Here is a 17,273-nt window from a genome sequence, read left to right as displayed (position 1 = left end):
GTCCGGCGCGTACCGCGGGCACGGTCGTCAAGGACGAGGGCGAGGGCGGCAAGCAGCTCGCCGCCTTCCTCGCCGACCAGAAGTTCATCTAGTCCCGCCCGTCAGCGCATCCAACGATCGATCAGGAGCAACGAATCATGGCTGAGATCCTGGTTCTGGTGGACCACGCCGAGGGTGCGGTCCGCAAGCCGGCCCTCGAACTGCTGACCCTGGCCCGCCGCATCGGCGAGCCGTCCGCCGTCGTCCTGGGCGCCGGTGCCGCGGCCGCCGACATCGCCGCCAAGGCCGCCGAGTTCGGCGCCGCCAAGGTGTACGTCGCGGAGGGCGCCGAGTTCGCCGACCAGCTGGTCGTCCCCAAGGTGGACGCCCTGGCCCAGATCGCCAAGACGGTGTCCCCGGCCGCCGTGCTGGTGACGTCCTCCGGCGAGGGCAAGGAGGTCGCCGCGCGCGTCGCGCTGCGGATCGGCTCCGGCATCATCACCGACGCCGTCGACCTGGAGGCCGGCGACGGCGGTCCGGTCGCCACCCAGTCGGTGTTCGCCGCGTCCTTCCAGGTGAAGTCCAAGGTCACCAAGGGCGCGCCGGTCATCACCGTCAAGCCGAACGCCGTCGCCCCGGAGGCCGCTCCGGCCGCCGGCGCCGTCGAGAACGTGTCGGTGGAGTTCACCGGCAACGCCGCCAAGGTCACCTCGCGCACCCCGCGCGTCTCGACCGGCCGCCCGGAGCTGACCGAGGCCGCCATCGTGGTCTCCGGCGGCCGTGGTGTCGGTGCCGCCGAGGGCTTCGGCGTGGTCGAGGAGCTCGCGGACGCGCTGGGCGCGGCCGTCGGTGCCTCGCGTGCCGCCGTCGATGCCGGCTGGTACCCGCACAGCAACCAGGTCGGCCAGACCGGCAAGCAGGTCTCCCCGCAGCTCTACATCGCGGCGGGCATCTCCGGCGCCATCCAGCACCGGGCCGGCATGCAGACCTCGAAGACCATCGTGGCCGTCAACAAGGACCCCGAGGCCCCGATCTTCGAGCTGGTCGACTACGGCGTGGTCGGCGACCTCTTCGCGGTGCTGCCGCAGCTCACCACCGAGGTGAAGGCCCGCAAGGGCTGATCCGACCGGTCCCATGGACCGGAGGGCGTGGCACCGGGTGCTCGGTGCCGCGCCCTCCGCCGTTTCCGCCCCCCGCTCCGGAGGGAGCGCCGCGCCGGCCCGTAGAGTCGGCCCGACGGCGGCCGGGCGCGGGAGCCTGCGGCGCGATCAGGGCGAGGACGAGGGCGAGGACGGAAGCATGGCACTGCTGACGGCACTTCAGGGCGACCGCGGCGACGCGGCCGACGCGCTGCGGATCGACGGCCGGGCGCTGTCCCGGGAGGAGCTGTTGGGCGCGGCGACCGCGGTGGCCGACCGGGTGGCCGGGGCTCCCGCGCTCGCCGTGCTCGCCCGGCCCACCGTGGAGACGGTCACCGCCGTGGTCGGCGGTCTGCTGGCGGGCGTCCCGGTGGTGCCGCTGCCGCCCGACTCGGGCCCCAAGGAGCGCGAGCACATCCTGCGCGACTCGGGTGCGGCGCTGCTGGCGCACGCCGCCGGGGAGGCCGCGCCCGACGGAGCGTCGGTGGCGGCCCTGCCCGTCGACCCCGCCGAGCGCTCGGCGACCACGTACGCCGAGCCGGCCGCCGATGCGACCGGCTTCGTGCTCTACACCTCGGGCACCACCGGCGCACCCAAGGGCGCGGTGATCCGGCGCGCGGCGATCGCCGCCGACCTGGACGCCCTCGCCGCCGCCTGGCAGTGGACCGCCGAGGACACCCTCGTCCACGGCCTGCCGCTGTTCCACGTGCACGGCCTGCTACTCGGCGTGCTCGGCGCCCTGCGCACCGGCAGTCGGCTGGTGCACACCGGCCGGCCCACCCCGGCGGGGTACGCGGCGGCGGACGGCAGCCTGTACTTCGGCGTGCCCACCGTGTGGTCCCGGCTGGCGGCGGACCAGGAGGCGGCCGGGCGGCTGGCCTCGGCCCGGCTGCTGGTCTCCGGCAGCGCCCCGCTGCCCGTGCCGGTGTTCGAGAAGCTGGCGGCGCTCACCGGGCACGCCCCGATCGAGCGCTACGGGATGACCGAGTCGCTGATCACCGTCAGCACCCGGGCGGACGGTGAGCGGCGACCCGGCAGCGTCGGGCTGCCGCTGGAGGGGGTGCGCACCCGGCTGGTCGGCGAGGACGGCGAGCCGGTGCCGTACGACGGGGAGAGCGTCGGTGAGCTGCAGGTCTCCGGCCCCACGCTGTTCAGCGGCTACCTCAACCGGCCGGACGCCGACGCCGAGGCCTGGACGGCGGACGGCTGGTTCCGCACCGGGGACGTCGCCGTGATCGGGGCGGACGGCTTCCACCGGATCGTCGGCCGCGCCTCGGTGGACCTGATCAAGAGCGGCGGCTACCGGATCGGCGCGGGCGAGGTGGAGGCCGCGCTGCGCGACCATCCGGCGGTCGCCGACGCGGCGGTGGTCGGCGCGCCGGACGAGGACCTCGGGCAGGCGATCGTCGCGTACGTCATCCCGGACGGCGCCGTGACGGGGGAACAGCTGACGGCATTCGTGGCGGAGCGGCTCTCGGTGCACAAGCGGCCGCGCCGGGTCGTCCTGGTGCCCGAACTGCCCAGGAACGCCCTGGGGAAGGTGCTTAAGAAACAGCTACTGGCGGAGGCCGTAGGCCGCTGCTGAGGGGGCGTCGGGACGGCCTCCGGTGACGGATGCTCACCCTGATGCACCGTCGGTTCACTCGCCCGGAAACCTTCCTTTGGCTCACTCCACTGCGCGCAGTGAGCGGACGCGTGCCTAACGTGACACGCAGGCAGAACTGAATCCCTGGGCGAGATGCCGCGGCTTCCGGTCGCACGGCCGGAGGCCGCGGCACGTCGGACGGGGATCTGCCGAGCCGTACGAACCGGCTGTGCCGGGGCGTACCGCGTGTCCGCAGCAGTTTCCGCAGCCGCCCGTTCGGCGGCCGTACGCCGCAGTGCGTTCGCAGCAGTGAAGGAAGTCAGCAGGATGACCACCGTCAACACCAGCGCGCCGGATGCCGCCGACGAACCGACCGGGCAGCACGCCCCCGCCACCGACGCGCGTTCCGCCACCGCCGCCCGCCCCGCGCGGGCCGGGCGGATCCGCCGGGGGCTAGGCATGGCGGCCGTGATCGCGGTCGGCGCGGGGGCGATCGGCCTCGGCACCGGCGTGAGCCCCGCCGTGGCCGAGCGGGCGCCGGCGCACGCCGGGTGGGACGGCTCGCGGTACTGGTTCAAGAACAGCCAGGGACAGTGGCGCTGGACCAGCCACTACAGCGTGTACGTGGCGCGGACCGGCGGGGCGACGTCCTCCTCGAAGTCCACGTCCTCGTCCACGTCGTCGTCGACGTCCTCGTCGAAGTCCTCGAACGGCGGGATCAAGCAGGGCTGGGACGGCTCCCGGTACTGGTTCGAGAACAGCAAGGGGGAGTGGCGCTGGACCTCCCACTACGACGTCTACCTGCAGCGGACCGGTGGCTCCTCGTCCTCGTCCGGCTCCTCGGGCGGCGCCTCCAGCGGCTCGGTGGCGGAGGACCGCGGGGTCGAGGCCGCGGTGCAGTACGCGCTCGCCCAGCTGGGCAAGCCGTTCCGGACCGCAGGCAACGGGCCCGACGGGTACGACTGCTCGGGCCTGGTGCAGCAGTCCTTCCGGCGCGGCGGCATCGCCCTGCCGCGGGTCGCCAACGACCAGTACGCGGCCACCACGCCGATCAAGGCGAGCCAGCTGCGCCGCGGTGACCTGCTGTTCTGGTCGCCGGACGGGACCGCACGGGGCATCCAGCACGTGGCGATCTACCTCGGTAACAACCAGTACGTGGAGGCGGCGCGGCCCGGGACGCGGGTCCGGATCTCGGGGATCAGCAAGGGGTACTACCCGGCGTTCATGGGACGGCCGTAGCGCACCCGTGCGGGGCGCCCGGGCCTGCGGGCCGGGCGCCCCGCAGCGCCGGTCAGAGGTCGGCCGGTCAGAGGTCGGCCGGGCGGGGGAGCGCGCCGCGGGCGCCGAGCGCGGTGACGGCGAACGCCCCGGCGGCCACGGCGGTGGCGGCGGCCTCGGGGAGGGCCGCGCCCCGGGCGAGCCGGGCGGCGAGCGCGCCGCAGAACACGTCGCCGGCGCCGGTGGTGTCGACCACCCGGACGGCGGGCGCGGGCAGTCGGGTGAGTCCTTCCCCGGTGACGACCAGCGCGCCCTCACCGCCGAGGGTGACCACCGCCCCCTCGGCCAGCCGGGCGAGGGCGTGGGCGGCCTCGGCGGCGGTCGCGGCGCCGGTGAGCTGGCGGGCCTCGACGGCGTTGGCCACCACCAGGGGGCGGCGGCCGGTTGGGCCGGGACCGGGCAGATCGCCCGCCGGGGCGGTGTTGTGCAGCCAGCGGGTGCCGCCGTTCGGGCCCGCGGCGGGCAGGGCGGCGGCGGTGGCGCGGATGCACTCGGCGGGGACCTCGTTGCTGGTGAGCACGACGTCGACCGGGAGCAGGTGGAGCCGGGCCAGGGCGGCGGTGACCTCGTCCGGGGTCAGCCGGGCGTTGGCGCCGGGGACGACCACGATGCTGTTCTCGCCGGAAGGGTCGACCATGACGATCGCCTGACCGGTGGGCGCATCGGGCTGGGTGTGCACGGCGCCCGTCTCGACCTGCGCGCCGCGCAGATCGGCGAGCGCCGCCTCGCCGTCGGCATCGCGCCCGACCTTGGCGACCAGGTGGGTCGTGGCCCCCATCCGGGCCGCCGCCACCGCCTGGTTGGCGCCCTTGCCGCCGAACCCCCGGGTCTCGTCGGCGGCGAGGACGGTCTCGCCGGGCGCGGGGAGCACGGGGCAGCGCAGGATCCGGTCGGTGTTGACCGAGCCGATGACGATGACCCGGCCGGCGGGGAGCAGCTTCATCGTTCCTCTGTACGTGTCGGGGCGCGGGCGGCGCAAGGGGTACGCGCCGAAGCGGGCGGAGGGCGGAGGGCGGAGAGCGGTCGGGCGGGGGGTGGGGAGGGGCGTGGGGCGGCGCAGGGGCGGCGCGAGCGGCGTACGGGTGGGGTGCGCGCCGGAAGTCGGCCGGTCCGACTTCCTGTGCGCAAGGGGTGGCCGCAGGGTGCGGCTTTGATGTCGGCCGTTCGCATATGTCCGTACCGGGCCCGTGGCCTGGGCACATGCCCCTGTCAAGGGGCGGGCAGGGGCGCGTGGGCGGGCGCGTCGAGCAGTTTTGGGGAGCGGCATCGCGCGGGTACCACCACGGGTGGCGCTGGTTCGGCCGACGGGGGCGCTGCCCGGTGCGAACAGCACCGGGGCAAGTCGAGGGCAGGGGACGTTGTGATCGTCTGGGTCAATGGCACATTCGGGGCGGGCAAGACGAGCGCCTGCCGCGAGCTGGTGGAACTGCTGCCCGGGAGCGTGCTCTTCGATCCCGAGCTGGTGGGCTTCGGACTGCGCCGGATGCTCCCGGCCGACCGGCTGGCCACGGTGTCCGACTTCCAGGACCTCGCGGCCTGGCGCCGGCTCGTGCCCGAGACGGCGGCCGCGCTGATCGGCGAGGTCGGCGGCCCGTTGGTGGTGCCGATGACGCTACTCAGAGAGGACTACCGGGACGAGATCTTCGGCGACCTCGCCGCGCACGGGATCGCGGTGCACCACTTCGTCCTGGACCCCGAAGAAACGATCCTGCGCGACCGCATCGCGCACCGCGAGGAGTGCCCGGGCGACCCGGAGGCCAGCGAGCGGGTCCGTACCTGGTGCTTCGAACACCTGCCCCGCTACCGGGCCGCCCGCCGCTGGCTGGTCGGCGACGCCCGGATGCTCGACACCAGCGCGCTCACCCCGCGCGAGACCGCGCACCGGATAGCCGAGCTGGTCCGGGTCGGCGACGCGCGCTGCCCGATCGTCCAGGCCCCGGACCCGACCGGGGACACCGTGGCCTCGGCCGTGCTGTTCTTCGACGAGCAGGACCGGGTGCTGCTCGTCGACCCGGTCTACAAGCCCGACTGGGACTTCCCCGGCGGTGTGGTCGAACGCGGCGAGGCCCCCACCGACGCCGCCCTGCGCGAGACCGCCGAGGAGCTGGGGCTGCGGCTCGACCCCTCGGTGCTGCGCCTGCTCGCCGTCGACTGGGAGCCGCGCACCGGCCCGCGCCGCGGCGGCCTGCGGCTGATGTACGACGGCGGGCTGCTGGACGATACGGGCCGGCAGAACCTGCTGCTGCAGCAGGAGGAACTGCGCGGCTGCCGGTTCGTCACGCTGGACGAGGCGGCCGACCTGCTGCCGCCGAGCCGCTACCGGCGCCTCGCCGCCGCGCTGGACGCCCGGCGGAGCGGGGAGCTGCGGTACCTGGAGGCGGGGAGCCGGGTGGCGCTCGGCCTGGCCAGCACGGCGGACGCCGTGTAGGCGCGACGCGGAGGACCGACGCGGAGAGCCGACGCGGCGGACCGGGGCGGGGCGCCCCGGTTGGTCGGGCGGGCGGTGGGGGCGTCAGGATGGGGGCATGCCGTTCACGTTGAGCCATCCCGCCGCCGTCCTGCCCCTGCTGCGTGCCGCCGGGGAGCGCGGGCCGTTGGTGGCCTCGGCGTTGGTGGCCGGGTCGATGGCGCCCGACGTGCCGTTCTTCGCCGAGTCGCTGCTGCCCGGGGTGTACGGGCACGGCGGCCTGACGCACGCCTGGTGGGCGGTGCCGACGCTGGACGTGGCGATCGCCGGTGCGCTGGTGGCGGGGTGGCACGGTCTGTTTCGGGCGCCGCTGGTGGGGCTGCTGCCCGAGCGCTGGGCGGGCGGCGCGGAGGCGCTGACGGTCCGGCGGCCCGGAGGTGTGGGTGCGGGCGGCCTTCGGGGCGTCGACGCGGCGTGGTTCCTGGCCTCGGCGGCCGTCGGCGCGGCCACCCACGTCGGCTGGGACGCGTTCACCCACGGCGGCCGGCTGGGCGTGCGGCTGCTGCCCGTACTGGACCGGAAGGTGGCCGGCGTCCCGGTCTACGAGGCGCTGCAGTACGGGAGTTCGGCGCTCGCGCTGGCCGCGATGGGCGGCTGGGCGGCGCGCGCGGTCCGGGCCGTCGAGCCGGTGCGCCCGGCCGTACGGCTCGCGCCGCGGACCCGGCGGCTGGCCACCGCGGCGGTGGGCGCGGCGACGGCGGCCGGGGTGCTGCACCGGCTGAGCCCGCTGCGGCGCAACCTCGTCCCGGAGGTGTGCTTCGGTGCCGGGGCCGGGCTCGCGGTGGGTGCGGTCGGCTACGCGGCGGTGGTCGCGGCCGCCCGCCGGTGGCGTGGCGGGCGGCCCGGGACCGGTGCGAACTCGCGTCAGCTGGAGCGCAGTTCGGCGTAGCGGCGGAGGAACAGGGCCTCGGTGAGGGCCATCCGCTCCAGCTCCTGCGGATCGACGCTCTCGTTGACGGCGTGGATCTGGGTGGTCGGCTCCTCGACGCCGATCAGTACGATCTCGGCCTGCGGGTAGAGCGAGCGCAGGGTGTTGCAGAGCGGGATCGAGCCGCCCTCGCCGGACGTGACCATCGGGGTGCCGAAGGCCTCGGCCATCGCCTCGGCCATCGCCTCGTAGGCCGGGCCGTCGGTGTCGGCGCGGAACGGGGCACCGTTGCCCTGGCGCTCGATCGTGAGCCGGGCGCCGAGCGGGACCTGCGCCTCCAGGTGGGCGACCAGGGCGTCCTGGGCGGCGTCCGAGCTCATGCCCGGCGGGACGCGCAGGCTGATCAGCGCCTTGGCGGCGGCCTGCACCGAGGAGGTGGCGCCGATCACCGGCGGGGCGTCGATGCCGAGGACGGTGACGGACGGGCGGGCCCAGAGGCGGTCGGCGACGGTGCCGGTGCCGGTCAGGGCCACGCCGTCGACCACCTTGGCGTCGGCGCGGAACTGCTCCTCCGGGTACTGCACGCCCTCCCAGGTCTGGTCGGCGGCCAGCCCGGCGACCGCGACGTCGCCGTTCTCGTCGTGCAGCGAGGCGAGCACCCGGACCAGGGACTGCAGCGCGTCCGGGGCGGCGCCGCCGAAGGCACCGGAGTGCAGGTTGCCGGCCAGGGTGGTGATCGAGGCCTCGACGACCGTCATGCCGCGCAGCGAGGCGGTCACGGTGGGCAGGCCGGGGGCGAAGTTGCCGGTGTCGCCGATCACGATCACGTCGGCGGCGAGTAGCTCCGGGTGGGCCTCGGCGTAGCGCTCCAGGCCGCCGGTGCCCTGCTCCTCCGAACCCTCCACGATGATCTTCAGGCTGACCGGGTAGCCGTCCCCGTACACCTGGCGCAGCGCCCGCAGGGCGGTCAGGTGCATCAGGATGTTGCCCTTGCAATCGGCCGCGCCGCGCCCGTACCAGCGGCCGTCACGCTCGGTCAGTTCGAAGGCGGGGCTGAGCCAGGCGTCCTCGTCGAGCGGGGGCTGGACGTCGTAGTGCGAGTAGAGCAGGACGGTCGGGGCGCCCTCCGGTCCGGGCAGTTCGCCGTAGACGGACTGGGTGCCGTCCGGGGTGTCCAGCAGCTGGATGTTGCCCAGGCCCTCGGCGGCGAAGGCGTCGGCGACCCACTGGGCGGCCTTCTGGCACTCCTCGACCGGGAACTGGCGCGGGTCGGCGACCGACGGGAAGGCGACCAGCTCGGCGAGGTCGGTGCGGGCACGGTCCATCAGGGACCGGACGGCGTCGGCCAGGGGCTGTGACATCGGTGCTCCGAGGGGGACGGGTCCGCCCGGGGGGTGGTACGGGCGGAGGAGATCGATTGGGGTACTGCCGATCATAGGCTGAGCGGTTCGGGGAGCTTCGAGAGAGCTTCCGGGTCGGTGGGTGGTGCTGCGTCCGGGGCGGCGGAGGGACGCATAGGATTGCTGGTCGTGACTGACTCCGGAAGCCCCGATTCCCGTAGCCCGCTCGACAGCCCGCCTCTGGGCGAGGACGGCCCGCTCGACGAGGCGCCCCTGCCGCAGGACGGCGTCTGGGACGTCGTGGTGGTCGGCGCCGGACCGGCCGGGGCCTCGGCCGCGTACGCCGCCGCCGCGCAGGGCCGCCGGGTGCTGCTGCTCGACAAGGCCGAGCACCCCCGCTACAAGACCTGCGGCGGCGGCATCATCGGCCCCTCCCGGGACAGCCTGCCGCCGAACTTCGAACTGCCGCTGCAGGACCGGGTGTCCGCCGTCACCTTCGCCTACGACGGCCGGTACACCCGGACGCGCCGCGCCCGGCGGATGCTGTTCGGGCTGGTCAACCGGGACGAGTTCGACCTGCGCCTGGTGCAGGCGGCCAAGCAGGCCGGGGCGGTGCTGGTCACCGGGGTGACCGTCACCGGGGTCGAGCAGCGCGGCGGCGAGCACCGGACGGCGCTGGTGACGGCGGCTGACGGGCGCAGCTTTGAAGCCCGTGCGGTGGTCGGCGCGGACGGCAGCGCCAGCCGGATCGCCCGGCACGTGGGCGTCACCTTCGACCAGATCGACCTCGGTCTGGAGGCCGAGATCCCGGTGCCGCCGCAGGTCGCCGCCGACTGGTCGGGCCGGATCCACCTCGACTGGGGCCCGCTGCCCGGCAGTTACGGCTGGGTGTTCCCGAAGACCGAGACCAGCAGCCTGACCGTGGGCGTCATCTCGGCGCGCGGCGACGGCGAGCGGACCAAGCAGTACCTCGCCGACTACATCCGGCGGTTGGGCCTGTCCGGCTTCGCCCCTCGGGTCGAGTCCGGCCACCTGACCCGCTGCCGGGCCGAGGACTCGCCGCTCTCCCGCGGTCGGGTGCTGGTCGCCGGGGACGCGGCCGGGCTGCTGGAGCCGTGGACCCGTGAGGGCATCTCGTACGCGCTGCGCTCGGGCCGACTGGCCGGCGAGTGGGCGGTGCGGGTCGCGGAGGCGGGCGACGCGGCGTCGGTGCGGCGCGAGGCGCTGAACTACGCGTTCGCGGTCAAGGCCGGGCTGGGCGTGGAGATGCGCGCGGGCAAGCAGCTGCTGGGCGCCTTCGAGCGGCGGCCGTACCTGTTCCACGCGGCGGTCTGCCTGGTGCCGGCGGCGTGGCGGGCGTTCGCCCGGACCACCCAGGGGCACACGACCTTCGCGCAGTTGCTGCGGCAGAACCGGGCGGCGCGCAAGCTGATGGCGATGGCCGCGCGGTAGCGGTTCCTGGCCCTCATGGCGTCGGTGGGGCCGGCGCTCCTCCGGTTCGGGAGGAGCGCCGGCCCTGCTTTCCTTACGGGGTCGGCTAGTTGAGCCCGGTGTCGGGCGAGCTCATCAGGGTGCCGGACGGCGGGACGCACGGCTGCGGGCCGCGTGACGCGGCGCGCCCCTGGTGCCGGGCCGTGACTACTCCTGGACGATCGCCATCGCCTCGATCTCGATCAGCACGTCCGGCCGGAACAGCGCCGCGACCTGCATCGCGGAGGCGGCCGGGAGCGGCAGGTCGCCCAGGTACTCGTCCCGGGCCTCCCGGATCGCCGCGAGGTGGGCGATGTCGGTCATGAAGAAGGTGAACTTGACGACGTCGGAGAAGTCCGCCCCGGCGGCGGCCAGGCAGCGGCGCAGGTTCTCGAAGACCTGGCGGGCCTGGGCCTTCGGGTCACCCGCGCCGACCAGGTTCCGGTGCTCGTCGAAGGCGACCTGCCCGGAGACCTGGACCAGCCGGCCGCTGCCGGTGACGACCTGGGTGTAGCCCGTCCCGGGGGCGACGCCGGGCGGCTCGGTGATGTGGGTGAGGTGCGTGGTGGTCATGGCGCCCATGCTGCCCGGCGGAGGACAGCCGCGACCAGCGGTTTTCCGTCCGGCCGCCGGGCGCTGTGGTCCGCCGGGCCGCGGTTGGCTCTGGCCGCGGGGCGGGTGGGCGTGCCAGAGTCGTGCGGGCGCCGTCCGGGAACCCCGGACCGCGCCCGCAGTCCGACCCACCCTCAGCCGGAAGGCAGGCCCACGCCGATGACCAGCGCAGAGCCCCTCGTCCGCGTCACCACCGCCGACGCCGTCACCACGCTCACCCTCGACTCGCCGCACAACCGCAACGCGCTCTCCTCCCGCCTGATGTCCGAGCTGCACGCCGGACTGGCGGTGGCCGCGGCGAACCGGGACGTCCGCGCGGTGGTGCTCACCCACACCGGCAAGGTGTTCTGCGCGGGCGCGGACCTCTCCGAGGCCACCGGCGCGGACCCGACGGTGGGCCCGCGCGGCCTGGTCGAGCTGCAGAAGGCGATCGTGGACTGCACCAAGCCGGTGATCGCCGTGGTCGACGGGCACGCCCGGGCCGGCGGCCTCGGTCTGATCGGCGCGGCGGACCTCGCCGTCGCCGGACCGGCCGCGACCTTCGCCTTCACCGAGGTCCGCCTCGGCCTCGCGCCCGCCGTCATCTCGCTGCCGCTGCGCCCCAAGCTGGAGCCGCGCGCCGCCTCCCGCTACTACCTCACCGGCGAGGTCTTCGACGCCGCCGAGGCGGCCCGGATCGGGCTGATCACCCAGGCCGCCGAGTCGACCGAGGACACCGGCGTGGTGCTGAAGGGCCTGCTGGACGCGCTGCGCCAGGGCTCGCCGCAGGGGCTGGCGGAGTCGAAGCGGCTGGCCAACGCCGAGGTGGTGCGGTCCTTCCAGCGGGACGCGGACGAGCTGGTGCAGCTGTCGGCGCGGCTGTTCGGGTCGGCCGAGGCGCAGGAGGGGATGCGGGCGTTCCTGGAGAAGCGGCCGGCTGCCTGGGTGCGCTGAGCCGGACGGCCGGCGATTCTCGGCCGACCCGCCCGCCCGGCCGGTGACCGGGCGGGCGGGTCGGTGTGGGTCAGCGGATCGCCGCGTTGTCCCGCCAGAGGTCGAGCAGCGCCCGGTCGCCGCTGAACTCGACCCGCCCGGACTGGCCCCCCTGCTCGGCCTGTTCGACCGTCAGCCGGTTCCAGAGCAGCAGGTAGAGCTCGCGGGACGGGCCGCTGATGGTCAGGTCGGCCGGTTCGGGGTGCTCCTCCGTGGTGACGATGAGCGGCTCGCGGGACAGGGTCAGGTGCCAGGAGCCCGGGCCGTCGGTCGTCCGGACCTGGACGGTGCGCCGACTGTCGCTGTCGCTGTGGACCTTCGGTCGGCCGCGGAGCATGAAGCCGCGCAGCAGCTCGTCGACGCCGTCCAGGGCGAGCGTGGTGTCCACGGCCGGGCCCGGCGAGCCGGCTGCCGCGTCGGCGTCGAAGCGGTGGACGGCGGTCTCCTGCGCCTGGCGCCGGGCCCAGAAGGCCAGCGGGCTGGGCGCGGGCAGGAAGCTCCAGCACTCGACCTCGGCCGGGGCCTCGGACAGCACCGTCACCAGCGCGGCGTGGCCGTCGCGGAACCAGTCGAGCAGCTCGGCGTCCGAGGGATCCGGGCCGATGACGGCCTGCCGGCCGGCCTCGTCCAGCGGCGCTCGCAGGCCCTTCGACGGGTAGGCGGCGGCCCAGCGGTGGACCTGGCCGACGTGCCGCACCAGGTCGCCCAGCCGCCAGTCCGGGCAGGTCGGGACGGGGGCGGTGAGGTCGGTGCGGGCGGCGGCGTCGGCCAGTAGGGCGCCCTCGCGGCGCAGCGCGTCGATGTGCTCGGAGATTTCCATGGGGCGGAGTCTTTCATCGAAGTCCGACAGCGGTGGCGGGTTTCGGACGGCCGTGGAGCCGGTGCGCAGGAGGCTGGGCGGGGCGGTGCCGGGACGGGTGTGACGTCGGCCTCCCGGCGGACGGGCGGACCCTACGGGCCGGTAACGTGAGCGCATGCCGATAACCCGTTCCCTCCTCTCCGCCGTCCGGGCCGGTGGCCGCCGGGCCGCCGGACGCCTCGTCCACCGGGGCTGGCGCTGGATGCAGCGGACCGGCGCGGTCACCAACCGGAACCCGGGCCCGTACCGGTTCGGCGAGCTGGGCGACGGCACGACCCTCGCCTTCCCGCTCGGGGCGGTGTTCAACGAGCAGTGGATCACCATCGGACCGTTCTCGATCATCGGCGAGCGGGTCACCATCAGCGCGGGCTTCCTGCCGGGGCTCGACCTCGGGCCGGAGCCGATCGTGCGGATCGGCGGCGGCTGCGTGATCGGCCGGGACAGCCACATCGTCGGCCACCAGTCGATCGTCATCGGCGACGATGTCTGGACCGGCCCCGGCGTGTACGTCAGCGACCAGGCGCACGAGTACCGGGACACCGGGCTGCCGATCGGCAAGCAGTGGCCGCGCAACGAGCCGGTGGAGATCGGCGCGGGCAGCTGGATCGGCACCGGCGCGGTGATCATGCCGGGGGCGCGGATCGGACGCAACGTGGTGGTCGCGGCGGGCGCGGTGGTGCGCGGCGAGGTGCCCGACCACAGTGTGGTCGCCGGGGCCCCGGCCAAGGTGGTCCGCCGCTGGACCGAGGAGGAGGGCTGGCAGCCGCCGCTGCGCCACGAACCGCCCCGGCCGGTGCCGGACGGGGTGACGGCGGAGCAGCTGCGCGCCCTGGTCGGGTGGGACCTGCGGTTGCCGGGCGAGCAGGGCTGAGGATCCTTTTGTCGATCTTTTAGGCAGGCGCTCCCGATTCCTGACGATCTGTCGACTATGGTGCCGTTTGTTCGAATCTCATCGAGCAATTCCATGGAACCGATCAACGGGGGACCCTCATGCGCAACCGTCTTGCATCCAACCGTCTCGCGGGTGGCCTCATCACCGCCGGAATCGTGCTGGCTGCCGGGATCGTGACCGCGCCGGCCGCGTCGGCGCAGGCCTCGCAGTACTGCGGCTACACCAACTCCGAGCCCACGCTCAGCTACCGTGCCACCGGGGACGCGGTGAAGCAGCTCCAGTGCGAGCTGAACCACGTCGTGTACTCCCCCAACGCGAGCGCACCGCTGGACGTGGACGGGGTCTGGGGCGACGCGACTGACGCGGCCGTCGCGAAGTTCCAGCGTTGCACCGGCCTCTACCAGGACACCGTCGTCGGCCCGCAGACCTGGGCCAAGCTGGACCAGTGGGTGGTCACCCGCGGCTGGATCGGTTGCTGATTCCGGGCTGACAGTGGCACCCGCGCCGTGGTCGGCGCGGGTGCTCTTCTGTGTGGCCGTCCTGGGCAGCTATCGGGCCGGCGGGGCCGCTTCGGCCGTCCTCGCGGCGATGGCGGCGGTGATCCGCAGGACGTCGGCCGGGCGGGCCGGGTCCAGGCCGGTGAGGACGGCGATCCGGCGCAGCCGGTAGTCGACGGTGTTCGGGTGCAGGTGCAGAGCGCTCGCGGTGTGGCGGCGGTTGAGGCCGCCGGCCAGGTGGGTGCGCAGGGTGGTGAGCAACTCTCCGCCGTCGACGAGCGGTTCGAGCAGTGCGGCGAGCCGGGAGCGGGCCCGGCTGGGCCGGGTCAACTGGTACTCCAGCAGTACGTCGTCCAGTCGGTGCAGCCCGGGCGGGCGGCCGAACGCCCGTGCCACGTCCAGGACTTCGTACGCGAGCGCGGCGGCGCCGGGCACCTCGGCCGGTACTGCGGCAGCCGCTCCGGCCAGTACGGGGACATCGGCGGCTCGGGCCGCGACGGCGAGGGCGGCGGCGAGCTGGGGCCATACGTCCTCTGTGACTGTCCCGTCGGACGGATCGGCGGACCGGTCCGGCGGAGCGTCGAGCGGGACGAGCACCAGCCCGCCCGAGGGGGTGAGCGCGGTGAGCGCGGACTGCCGGGTGCGGTGGTCGAGTTCGGCGCCGAAGCGGCGGAGCTTGCGGCGGGCGGCGATGCCCGGGTCGATGCCGGGGGAGTGCTCGTCCGGGTGGTCGGCGAGGGACAGGCAGAGCACGGCGTAGCCGGCCGGAAGCTCCGTCCCGGCCCGGGCGGCGGCCTCCTCGGCGGGGGTGCCGGCGAGCAGCGCGGTGAGCAGGGACTGTCGGGCGGTGGAGCGTCGGTCGCCGGCCGAACGCTGCCCGTCCAGGTAGCCGGCGCAGGCGGCGGTGGCGGCCCGGCGGAGCTGGTCGAGCAGCAGGCGGTTGAGCAGCAGCAGGTCGGCGGCGTCACCGGCATGGGCGTCCCGGGTGAGGAACTCCCAGCAGACCTCCAGCCCGAGGTGGTGGGCGAGCAGGACGGCGTCCAGCGGCAGACCCTCCTCGGCGCGGCGTGCGGCGGTCTCCCGGACGGCGGTGAACTCCTGGGCGGGGGCGGGGAGTCCGGTGCGGACGGCGTGGGCGAGGGCGCGGATGCGGCGCTCGGTGTCCCGGGTGAGCTCGCCGGTGAGCTGCTCGCGGGGGAGGCGGCGGTAGACCGGCACGCGGTCCAGCAGCGCGGCGACCACGCTCGTGGCCAACTCGCGGACACCGCCGAGGAGTCGCTGGTCGGCCGGGAGGCCGCCGATCACCGGGACGCGCCACTGGGCGGGGTGGTCGGCCGCGTCTGCGGGGGAGCTGGTCGGGTGGGTCGTGGGCACTGCGGCGGGGCGGGTCGTGGGCACTGCGGCGGGGTGGGTCGTGGGGGTGCAGTGGGGTGCGTTGTGACCGGTCACAGAGAACACCGTCCAGGTCTGGGGAACGCCCAAGGGCCGGGCCGGAGGGGCGACCGCATGATTGAGCCACTCGGGTTACCTGTTGGTAACAAACTTCGGCTGTGGAGGCAACAGTTGAGAACCCCACTTCTCCGCTTCTCCTCAACTCCCCTGCGCTGTCGGCTCCGTGGAGCCTTCGGCGCGGCCGTGCTGGCGGGCGCGCTGCTGGTCGGTGCGGCTGCGGCGCCCGCTGCTGCGGCGCCCGCGGCGGCCCCGGCCGTCGCCGCAGCGACCGAACTCCCGCCCGACGGCGACGCGGTGGCCTCGCCGCCCGGCGCCAACGACTGGAGCTGCCGACCGTCCGCCGCACACCCCGACCCGGTGGTGCTGGTGCACGGCACCTTCGCCAACCGCTACGAGAACTGGCTGGCGCTCTCCCCGCTGCTGAAGGGCCTCGGGTACTGCGTCTTCGCCCTCGACTACGGCACCATCCCCGGCATCACCTCCACCGGCAGCGGCCTGCTGCTGCCGATCGGCGGCCTCGGGGCGGTGCCCGCCTCGGCGGCCCAACTCGCCCACTTCGTCGACCTGGTGAGGACCGCGACCGGTGCGGCCAAGGTCGACATCGTCGGGCACTCGCAGGGCGGCATGCTGCCGAACTACTACCTGAAGTTCCTCGGCGGGGCTTCGAAGGTGGACAAGCTGATCGGCCTGGCGCCGTCCAACCACGGCACGACCCTTGACGGGATCACCAAGCTGGCGCCGTACTTCCCCGGGGTGGCCGACCTGATCTACACCGTCTGCCAGGCCTGCCGTGACCAGGCGGTGGGCTCCGACTTCAACACCACCATGGCCTCGCGGCCGGACACCGTGCCGGGCGTGCACTACACGGTGATCTCGACCGTGTACGACGAGGTCGTCACACCGTGGCGGACCCAGTTCCTGAACGGGCCGGACGTGGACAACGAGGTGCTCCAGGACCACTGCCCGGTCACGCTGGCCGAGCATGTGGCGATCGCGTTCTCGCCGACGGCGCTGCACCTGGTGACCAACGCCCTGGACCCGGCGCATGCCACGCCGGTGTTCTGCGGCTGACGGGCCGCCGTCCGCGCGGCGGGCGCCGTTGCCCGTGTCTCCGGGTGCTCCGGGGGCACGGGCAGTGCATTGCTCAGCGTTCGGCGGTGGCGGCGGTTGCGGTGGTGGCGGCGGTTGCGGTGGTGGCGGCGGTGCGGAAGGTGATGACGGCCGTGACCCCGTCGGGCCGCAGCTGGTGGGTGCCGGGTGCGTCGAGCAACGCGGCGTCGTAGCGGGTCAGTTCGGTGCCGTCGACGGCAGCCGAACCGGCGAGGCAGACCAGCAGGACGGTCGCGGCGGGCGGGACCTGGACGGCGGTGGGCTCGGCGACCAGGTCCACCGTGGCCTCGACCCGGCCGCGGCGGGTCATCACATTGAAGTCCACCACCGGACCGCCCAGCAGCCGGCAGTCGGTGGTGGCGTCGCCGGAAAAGGCGAACGGGCGAAGCGGGGCGTCGACCGACTGCTCGACGCCGTCCACCGTGAGCGCCATGCCCGCGCCCTCGATCAGGGTGATCACCCGGTCGATCCCGGGGAACCGCGAGAAGGGCCCGGCCGAGGCCACGTCGGCGAGGCTCACCCGCCAGTCGAAGTCGTTCAGCCCGGCCCCGGCGGGGAGCCCGGCGACCTCCCTGGTCACCCCGCCCCCGTTGAGCCACGGAGTGGCCGGGCGCTCGCTCGCCCGCAGTACCTGGATGCGTCCGGTGGTGGTCATGGGGTCGCATCCTGCCACTTGTGGGGCGGATCCGTCAGGGGCGGGGTGGGGCGGGACAGGGCGGGGCAGGCGGCGGGGGTAGGTAACAGCGGACGGAT

At 74.7% G+C, this 17,273-nt stretch carries 16 protein-coding genes and 1 pseudogene; 11 read left to right on the top strand and 6 right to left on the bottom strand.

The window, feature by feature from the left end:
- The 4 genes and pseudogenes from ACIG5E_RS30725 to ACIG5E_RS30710 all read left to right on the top strand — a co-directional run.
- Positions 1–92, top strand: a pseudogene (locus tag ACIG5E_RS30725) (electron transfer flavoprotein subunit beta); the annotation flags it as partial.
- 45 nt (positions 93–137) lie between these two features.
- Positions 138–1,100: an electron transfer flavoprotein subunit alpha/FixB family protein gene (locus tag ACIG5E_RS30720; RefSeq protein ID WP_396538916.1), complete on the top strand. Its 963-nt coding sequence runs from the start codon at positions 138–140 to the stop codon at positions 1,098–1,100.
- Positions 1,101–1,278: 178 nt separating this feature from the next.
- A complete protein-coding gene (locus ACIG5E_RS30715; RefSeq protein WP_396538914.1) occupies positions 1,279–2,703 on the top strand; it encodes an acyl-CoA synthetase in 1,425 nt (474 codons plus the stop codon).
- Between the two features lie 327 nt (positions 2,704–3,030).
- Positions 3,031–3,942 carry a C40 family peptidase gene (locus ACIG5E_RS30710; RefSeq protein WP_396538912.1) on the top strand — a complete coding sequence of 304 codons (912 nt, stop codon included), beginning with the start codon at positions 3,031–3,033 and terminating at the stop codon, positions 3,940–3,942.
- 67 nt (positions 3,943–4,009) lie between these two features.
- Here ACIG5E_RS30710 and ACIG5E_RS30705 read toward each other — a convergent pair whose 3' ends face one another.
- A complete protein-coding gene (locus ACIG5E_RS30705) occupies positions 4,010–4,924 on the bottom strand; it encodes a ribokinase (RefSeq protein WP_396538910.1) in 915 nt (304 codons plus the stop codon).
- A 417-nt stretch (positions 4,925–5,341) separates the two neighbouring features.
- Between ACIG5E_RS30705 and ACIG5E_RS30700 the strand changes: the two genes are divergently transcribed.
- Together ACIG5E_RS30700 and ACIG5E_RS30695 are read left to right on the top strand one after the other, a co-directional pair.
- Complete coding sequence (locus ACIG5E_RS30700; RefSeq protein WP_396538908.1) at positions 5,342–6,409, top strand: NUDIX domain-containing protein; 1,068 nt, start codon at positions 5,342–5,344, stop codon at positions 6,407–6,409.
- A 97-nt stretch (positions 6,410–6,506) separates the two neighbouring features.
- On the top strand, positions 6,507–7,337 hold the full coding sequence (locus tag ACIG5E_RS30695) for a DUF4184 family protein (RefSeq protein WP_396538906.1): 831 nt from the start codon (positions 6,507–6,509) through the stop codon (positions 7,335–7,337).
- Here the strand turns inward: ACIG5E_RS30695 and ACIG5E_RS30690 are convergent.
- Positions 7,313–8,677, bottom strand: a complete 1,365-nt coding sequence (locus ACIG5E_RS30690; protein WP_396538904.1) for a dipeptidase — start codon at positions 8,675–8,677, stop codon at positions 7,313–7,315. The two genes, ACIG5E_RS30695 and ACIG5E_RS30690, sit on opposite strands and share 25 nt — an antisense overlap.
- A 219-nt stretch (positions 8,678–8,896) precedes the next feature.
- Here ACIG5E_RS30690 and ACIG5E_RS30685 point away from each other — a divergent pair, with 219 nt between their 5' ends.
- Positions 8,897–10,108, top strand: a complete 1,212-nt coding sequence (locus ACIG5E_RS30685) for a geranylgeranyl reductase family protein (RefSeq protein WP_396538920.1) — start codon at positions 8,897–8,899, stop codon at positions 10,106–10,108.
- Positions 10,109–10,294: 186 nt separating this feature from the next.
- Here ACIG5E_RS30685 and ACIG5E_RS30680 read toward each other — a convergent pair whose 3' ends face one another.
- Positions 10,295–10,699 carry a RidA family protein gene (locus tag ACIG5E_RS30680; RefSeq protein WP_396538902.1) on the bottom strand — a complete coding sequence of 135 codons (405 nt, stop codon included), beginning with the start codon at positions 10,697–10,699 and terminating at the stop codon, positions 10,295–10,297.
- Between the two features lie 198 nt (positions 10,700–10,897).
- Between ACIG5E_RS30680 and ACIG5E_RS30675 the strand changes: the two genes are divergently transcribed.
- The gene (locus ACIG5E_RS30675) at positions 10,898–11,671 is read left to right on the top strand and encodes an enoyl-CoA hydratase family protein (RefSeq protein WP_396538900.1); all 774 of its coding nucleotides are present in this window, start codon (positions 10,898–10,900) and stop codon (positions 11,669–11,671) included.
- Between the two features lie 70 nt (positions 11,672–11,741).
- On the opposite strand, the gene ACIG5E_RS30670 is transcribed toward ACIG5E_RS30675, so the two are convergent.
- A complete protein-coding gene (locus ACIG5E_RS30670) occupies positions 11,742–12,530 on the bottom strand; it encodes a maleylpyruvate isomerase family mycothiol-dependent enzyme (protein WP_396538898.1) in 789 nt (262 codons plus the stop codon).
- Between the two features lie 154 nt (positions 12,531–12,684).
- Between ACIG5E_RS30670 and ACIG5E_RS30665 the strand changes: the two genes are divergently transcribed.
- Positions 12,685–13,440 carry an acyltransferase gene (locus tag ACIG5E_RS30665; protein WP_396538896.1) on the top strand — a complete coding sequence of 252 codons (756 nt, stop codon included), beginning with the start codon at positions 12,685–12,687 and terminating at the stop codon, positions 13,438–13,440.
- 119 nt (positions 13,441–13,559) lie between these two features.
- The gene (locus tag ACIG5E_RS30660; protein ID WP_396538894.1) at positions 13,560–13,940 is read left to right on the top strand and encodes a peptidoglycan-binding protein; all 381 of its coding nucleotides are present in this window, start codon (positions 13,560–13,562) and stop codon (positions 13,938–13,940) included.
- Positions 13,941–14,009: 69 nt separating this feature from the next.
- Here the strand turns inward: ACIG5E_RS30660 and ACIG5E_RS30655 are convergent, their stop codons facing one another.
- A complete protein-coding gene (locus ACIG5E_RS30655) occupies positions 14,010–15,356 on the bottom strand; it encodes a PucR family transcriptional regulator (protein ID WP_396538892.1) in 1,347 nt (448 codons plus the stop codon).
- Positions 15,357–15,521: 165 nt separating this feature from the next.
- Here ACIG5E_RS30655 and ACIG5E_RS30650 point away from each other — a divergent pair, with 165 nt between their 5' ends.
- Complete coding sequence (locus ACIG5E_RS30650) at positions 15,522–16,481, top strand: esterase/lipase family protein (RefSeq protein ID WP_396538890.1); 960 nt, start codon at positions 15,522–15,524, stop codon at positions 16,479–16,481.
- Between the two features lie 73 nt (positions 16,482–16,554).
- Here the strand turns inward: ACIG5E_RS30650 and ACIG5E_RS30645 are convergent, their stop codons facing one another.
- Positions 16,555–17,175 carry a HutD family protein gene (locus ACIG5E_RS30645; RefSeq protein ID WP_396538888.1) on the bottom strand — a complete coding sequence of 207 codons (621 nt, stop codon included), beginning with the start codon at positions 17,173–17,175 and terminating at the stop codon, positions 16,555–16,557.
- Between the last annotated feature and the right edge of the window lie 98 nt (positions 17,176–17,273).

This window comes from Kitasatospora sp. NPDC053057 (genome assembly GCF_044546945.1).
Taxonomy (GTDB): domain Bacteria; phylum Actinomycetota; class Actinomycetes; order Streptomycetales; family Streptomycetaceae; genus Kitasatospora.
The sequence above is the reverse complement of the archived record's forward strand: the minus strand, read 5'-3'. Positions and strand labels throughout refer to the sequence as shown.